Source organism: Kineococcus auxinigenes (assembly GCF_050871525.1).
Lineage (GTDB): Bacteria > Actinomycetota > Actinomycetes > Actinomycetales > Kineococcaceae > Kineococcus.
In genome coordinates this window covers 1-5,814 of record NZ_JBKBCT010000121.1, presented here as the reverse complement: position 1 = coordinate 5,814, position 5,814 = coordinate 1, and the positions used below count along the sequence as shown (strand labels likewise).

General features: G+C 75.1%; 6 protein-coding genes. 2 read left to right on the top strand and 4 right to left on the bottom strand.

Annotated elements, in window-relative coordinates; genetic code table 11:
- The first annotated feature begins 121 nt into the window (after positions 1-121).
- Both ACRYR9_RS19315 and ACRYR9_RS19310 read left to right on the top strand, forming a co-directional pair.
- Positions 122-1,852: an MMPL family transporter gene (locus ACRYR9_RS19315; RefSeq protein ID WP_432499021.1), complete on the top strand. Its 1,731-nt coding sequence runs from the start codon at positions 122-124 to the stop codon at positions 1,850-1,852.
- A gap of 82 nt (positions 1,853-1,934) precedes the next feature.
- Positions 1,935-2,801: a hypothetical protein gene (locus ACRYR9_RS19310; protein ID WP_432499019.1), complete on the top strand. Its 867-nt coding sequence runs from the start codon at positions 1,935-1,937 to the stop codon at positions 2,799-2,801.
- Between the two features lie 61 nt (positions 2,802-2,862).
- On the opposite strand, the gene ACRYR9_RS19305 is transcribed toward ACRYR9_RS19310, so the two are convergent.
- The 4 genes from ACRYR9_RS19305 to ACRYR9_RS19290 form a co-directional block, all read right to left on the bottom strand.
- The gene (locus ACRYR9_RS19305; protein WP_432499016.1) at positions 2,863-3,840 is read right to left on the bottom strand and encodes a 3-hydroxyacyl-CoA dehydrogenase family protein; all 978 of its coding nucleotides are present in this window, start codon (positions 3,838-3,840) and stop codon (positions 2,863-2,865) included.
- A gap of 64 nt (positions 3,841-3,904) precedes the next feature.
- Complete coding sequence (locus ACRYR9_RS19300; protein ID WP_432499014.1) at positions 3,905-4,699, bottom strand: triose-phosphate isomerase family protein; 795 nt, start codon at positions 4,697-4,699, stop codon at positions 3,905-3,907.
- A 34-nt stretch (positions 4,700-4,733) separates the two neighbouring features.
- The gene (locus ACRYR9_RS19295; protein WP_432499012.1) at positions 4,734-5,243 is read right to left on the bottom strand and encodes a ribose-5-phosphate isomerase; all 510 of its coding nucleotides are present in this window, start codon (positions 5,241-5,243) and stop codon (positions 4,734-4,736) included.
- A gap of 14 nt (positions 5,244-5,257) precedes the next feature.
- The coding region (locus tag ACRYR9_RS19290) for a DAK2 domain-containing protein (protein WP_432540215.1) at positions 5,258-5,814 on the bottom strand (557 nt) is incomplete at its 5' end.

The window sequence follows — 5,814 nt, the reverse complement described above, 5'->3', positions numbered from 1 at the left end:
CCCCCCCCCCCCCCCCCCCCCCCCCCCCCCCCCCCCCCCCCCCCCCCCCCCCCCCCCCCCCCCCCCCCCCCCCCCCCCCCCCCCCCCCACCGCGGAGCGGATCCAGGGCCTGGACGACGTGGTGGCGCTGACCCCGGCGGTGCCCTCCGCCGACGGCAGCGCCCAGCTGATCACCGTCGTCCCCGGCAGCGGACCGACCGACGAGGCCACCAGCGACCTGGTGCGCGCCATCCGCGACGCCACGGCGAGCACCGAGGGCGCCGAGGTCCTGGTGACCGGCCAGACCGCTCTCGACATCGACGTCACCGACGCCCTGAACGACGCCCTGCCCGTCTACATCGCCGTCATCGTCGCGCTGGCCCTGGTGCTGCTGGTGATGCTGTTCCGCTCGATCGCGGTGCCGCTGCTGGCCACCGTCGGTTTCCTGCTGTCCCTGGGGGCCTCGCTGGGCTCGGTCGTGGCGATCTACCAGTGGGGCTGGCTGGCCGACGTCTTCGCCGTGGCCCAGCCCGCGCCGCTGCTGAGCTTCATGCCCGTGCTCGTCGTCGGCATCCTCTTCGGGCTGGCGATGGACTACCAGATGTTCCTGGTGTCGGCGATCCACGAGAAGCACGCCCACGGCCTGGCCCCCGCCCGCGCCGTCCTGGCCGGTTTCCGCCAGTCCGCCCCGGTCGTGGTGGCCGCGGCGCTGATCATGAGCGGTGTCTTCATCGGCTTCGCGACCAGCGGCGACGCGATCATCGGCTCCATCGGCACCGCCCTGACCGTCGGCGTGCTGGTCGACGCCCTGGTGGTCCGCATGGTGATCATGCCTGCGGCGCTGAGGCTGCTCGGTGGGGCGGCGTGGTGGATGCCGCGCTGGATGCAGCGCGTGGTGCCGAACGTCGACGCCGAGGGCCGTGGCCTGGAGGCCGCGCTCGCGCGCGAGGACGGCGACGGCCCGGCGGCGGGGAGCGGGGCGCAGGCGCACCCCGCGCAGGTCGAGGCGGTGGCCGCCGGCGCCGTCCCGCGCCCGCGCCACGACGCCGTCGTGGACGGCACCACGGCGGACGGCGCCTCCGGAGGAGAGCCCGGAGCCCTGGCGATCAGCGGCACGCTCACGGGCGCCGGTGGTCTCCCCCTGGCCGACGCCGTCCTCACCCTGACCGACCAGGTCGGTCGCCAGGTCGCCACCGCCGGCACCGACGAGCAGGGCCGCTACCACCTGGCGCTGCAGGTCGGCGGCACCTACCTGCTCATCGCGGCGGCCCCGGCCGCCAAGCCGGCGGCCGTCATGGTCGCGGTGGCCGACGAGCCGGTGCACCGCGACGTGCGCCTGATCGGCACCGCCTCGGTGACCGGCTGGGTGCTCGCCGCGGGCACGCCCGGCTCGCCGCAGCCGGTGGAGGGCGCGGTGCTGACCCTGCTGGACGTGCGCGGCGAGGTCGTCGCCACCACCCGCAGCGGCGCCGACGGCTTCTACCGGTTCCTCGACCTGCCCGGCGGGGACCACGTGCTGAGCGTGCTCAGCGACGTCCACCGCCCCGTGGCGCAGAACCTCCAGGTGCCCGACGGCGCGGCGCTCACCCACGACGTGCTGCTCAGCAGCGGCGCGCGCCTGACCGGCACGGTCGTGACCGGTGACGGGCAGCCCGTGCACGAGGCCCTGGTCACGCTGACCGGTGCCGACGGCGCCGTCGTGGGCACCACCACCACCGCGACCGACGGGACCTTCGCCTTCGACGACCTCACCGGCGGGCCCCACACCCTGACCGTCTCCGGCTACGCCCCCGTGGCCGTCGCCGTGCACGTCGACGAGGGCGCCGAGGCGCGCGCCGACGTGCGGCTGGGCGGTGTCCGGGCCCGCCCCTAGGGTGGCGCCGGCCGGGACCGGGGACCGGACGGGCGCGCGGGCGGACGCGTGCCGCCGCACCGGTGCGGGGGAGGGGGCACGCGTGCGGCGGCTGGTCGTGGACGTGGGGCTGGCGGTCCTGGCAGCCGTGGCGGCGGTCCTGCTCGGGCTGCAGCGCGCCGGGCTGTGGAGCACCTCCACCGCCGTGGTGGGTGCCCTCGTGGTCCTGTCCGCCGTGCTGGCCGTGGCCGTCACGGCGGTGCAGGCCGTGACCCGCTGGCGGGCCGAGCGGCGCGCCGCGCACCGCGACGTCCTGGACGACCTGCTGCACGCGGTGCTGTGGAGCGTCGTGGACGCCACCGGCCTGGACGCGCGCGACCTCGCGGTGGCCGCCTACCGGCTGCACCGGCCCGCCTGGCCGGGCCGCGCCGCCCGGCTGCTGCGCCTGCACCGCGTGCGCGCCGGGCGCCGCCCCGCGGCCTCCGGGACGGCCTGGGCCCCCGGCAAGGGCGTGATCGGCAGGTGCGTGGCCGACGGCGAGGTCGTGGCCGTGGACGTGGCCGCGGCCGACGCGGCCCTGGGCGACGTCGACGCCGACGCGTGGGGGGACCTGCCGGAGCAGGACCGTCAGGGGCTCACGTTCGCCGAGCACCGGCGGCTGCGCGGGAAGTACGGCGCGGTGGTCGCCGTCCCGCTGGTGGACGACACCGGGCCCGTCTCGGCCGTGGTGGGCTGCCTGGCCCTGGACGGTCCCGCGGGGGAGCTGCCGCGGCTGACCGAGCCCGCGGTGCTGGGCGTCCTGGAGGCCAGCGGCCGGGCCCTGCGCCGCCTCGAGGCACCCGCGACGCCGGCCGCGGTGCGCGCCGCGACTCTCGAGGGGAGCGGCGAGGAGATCGGCCGCCGTGCTCTGCGCGCGCAACTCGTGCGCCTGGGGGTGCCCGCCGATCGGGTCGCGGCGCTGACCGGTTAGGACGAGGACGTCCCCCGCCCCGGGGGTTCCGGAGCGGGGGACGGGCAGGTCCGGGTGCGGCTCAGTCGGCGATCGGGGAGGGCCCCAGCTCCGCCAGCAGCTCGCCCATCTTCTGGTACGCCTTGTTGCGGTAGTCGATGAGCGCGGCCAGCTTCTCCGGCTCCAGCTCCAGGAACCCCGAGCCGGTCTTGGTGCCGTACTTGCCCTCGGCGACCAGGTCGAGGAGGTTCTGCGGCGCCGACAGGCGCTCACCGAAGTGGCCCTCGAGGACCTTGAAGCCCTTGGCGTACACGTCCAGGCCCGCCATGTCGGCGATCGCGAACGGCCCGAAGAACGGCAGCCGGAAGCCGAACGTCGTGGAGACGATGGTGTCGACGTCGGCGGGGGTGGCCACGCCCTCCTCGACGACCGTCATGGCCTCCTTCAGCAGCACGTACTGCAGGCGGTTCAGCACGAACCCGGGCACGTCCTTGACCTGCGCGCCCTTGCGGCCGGCGCGGGTGAGCAGCTCGTCGATGAGCGGCAGGACGGCCGGGTCGGTCGCCTCACCCGTGACGAGCTCCACGCCCGGGATGAACGGCGCCGGGTTGGAGAAGTGCACGGTCAGGAAGAGCGAGGCGTCCTCGAACGCCTCGGCCAGCACCTTGACCGGGATGGTGGAGGTGTTGGTGCCCACGATGGTGCCGGGGGTGACGGCCTTCTCGACGCGGGAGAGGACGTCCTTCTTGACGGCCGGGTCCTCGAAGACGGCCTCCTCGACGAAGTGGACGTCGGCGACGGCCTCCTCGATGGAGTCGGCCGGGTGGAACTTCTCCTTCAGCACCTCGGTGCTGCCGGGCGCGAACAGGCCCTGCCCCTCGAAGAGCTCGGACTCCTTGATCAGGCGCTCGTAGTTGCGCTGGGTCGACTCCTTGTCGGCGTCGGCCAGCCAGACGTCGTTGCCGGCCAGCGCCAGCGACTGGGCGATGCCGCCGCCCATGTAGCCGGTGCCGATCTGGGCGACGCGGGTGATCTTGTCGGTGCGGGGTGCGTTGGGCACGGTGATCTCCGGTCGTGAGTGGTGGGTGGCCGCAGGGCTGCGCCGCACCCCGCCGGGTGCGGGGTCAGGCGTGATCGCCGGCCTGCGGGCCGGGGACGTGGTCGGCGGTGCCGCGCAGCTCGGCGATCTCGTGGACCACCGCGCGGAAGTTGGCGACGTCGTGGGCGAAGCGCCCCAGGAACAGGCCGTCGACGCCGTCGGCGACCTGGGTGAACAGCCCCGGCCCGGCGCTGCCGCCGTACAGGACCCGGGTGGTGCCGCTGCGGTGCGACAGGGCGTCGCGCAGCCGGGTGGTGACGCCGACGACGTGCTCGGCCGGCGCCGGCTCGGTCTGCCCGATCGCCCAGTTCGGCTCGTAGCCGATGGCGACCTCGGCGTCACCGGGCACGTCCTCCAGGGCCGCGAGGACCTGGCTGATCGTGGTGCGGGCGGCGTCCTCGACGTCGATGCGCACGTTCTCGCCGATGCAGATCAGCGGGACCAGGCCGTTGCGCGCCGCCGCCGCCGCCTTGCGCGCGGTCACGATGTCGTCCTCGGCGAACATGCGACGGCGCTCGGCGTGGCCGATCTCCACGAAGCGGGCGCCGGCCTCGCGCAGCGCGGCGGGGGAGACCTCACCGGTCAGGGCCCCGAAGTCCTCCCAGGAGGCGTCCTGCGCCCCCACGGCCACGGAGGTGCCGCGCAGCAGGTCCACGGCCGTGGTGATGTTGAGGAAGTCGGGGATGACGAAGGCGTCCACGCCGCTCGCCGCGACGTCCGGGCCGAGGGCCGCGAGGTCGGCGAGGTAGCTGCGCGTGCGGGCCAGCGAGAAGTACATCTTGAGGCTGACGCCGACGAGCGGGCGTGGACGACTGGTCATGGTGCGTCGGTCTCCGGTGGTGTGCGGTGGGGTCTCAGCAGGAGGCGACCGTATCGGCCTCGGCCGCGTCCGACGCGTCGGCGTCGGTCTCGTAGCCGCAGATCGCGTCGACCTTGGCCTTGGAGGCGCTGGAGGGGTCGAAGACGTAGCCGAGGAACTCCTTGGCCAGGCGCCGGGCGAGCTCCTTGCCGATCACGCGCTCGCCCAGGGTGAGGACCTGCGCGTCGTTGGACAGCACCAGGCGCTCGACCGAGAAGGAGTCGTGCGCGGTGGAGGCGCGGATGCCCTTGACCTTGTTCGCGGCGATGGCCACGCCCATGCCGGTGCCGCACACGAAGATGCCGCGGTCTGCTTCCCCTGCGGCGATCTTGCGGGCGCCGGCCACGGCCACGTGCGGGTAGGCGGTGTCCTCATCGCCGTTGATGCCGACGTCGAGGACCTCCTTCACCCGCGGGTCCTTCAGCAGGTCGGCCTTGATGGCCTCCTTGTACGACAGGCCCGCCTCGTCGGCGGCCAGGACGACGCGCCACTGCTTCTCGGTCACGGTGTTCCTCCGGTTCAGAGCTTGTCGGCGATGGTGCGGGTCACCAGCGCCAGGGAGATCGCGCCGGCGTCGGGGTGGCCCAGGGAACGCTCGGCCAGCGGGCGCGCGCGCCCGATCTGCGGGCGCAGGTCCCTGGTGGCCTCAGCGGCCTCGGTCGCCGCCCGCGCGGCCGCCACCCACGCGGTCTTCAGGTCGTCCCCGGCCGCGACCCGCTCGGCCAGGGCTTCCGCGAACGGCACCTGAGCGTCCAGCATCGTCTTGTTGCCCACCCGCGCCCCGGCCAGGCGCATGACGGCCTCCACCGAGGCGGTGGCGCCGGCGGCGACCTGCTGCGCGTCGGGAACAGCGGCATCACCGAGCTTGTCGGCGAAGGCGTGCAGCAGCACCCCCCAGATCACCCCGGAGGTCCCCCCGGCCCGATCCGCCCACGCCCCACCGGCCGCCGACAACGTCGCAGCGGCCCCCGCGCCGGCGTCGGCGGCCACGCGCGCCGCGGCCGCAGCAGCGACCGAGCCGTTGACCATGCCGGTGCCGTGATCACCGTCCCCGGCGATCGCGTCGATGCGGCCCA

Bases quoted from the DNA above. Each gene is read 5' to 3' on its own strand.
- ACRYR9_RS19300 (WP_432499014.1), bottom strand. From the start codon at position 4,699: ATGACCAGTCGTCCACGCCCGCTCGTCGGCGTCAGCCTCAAGATGTAC.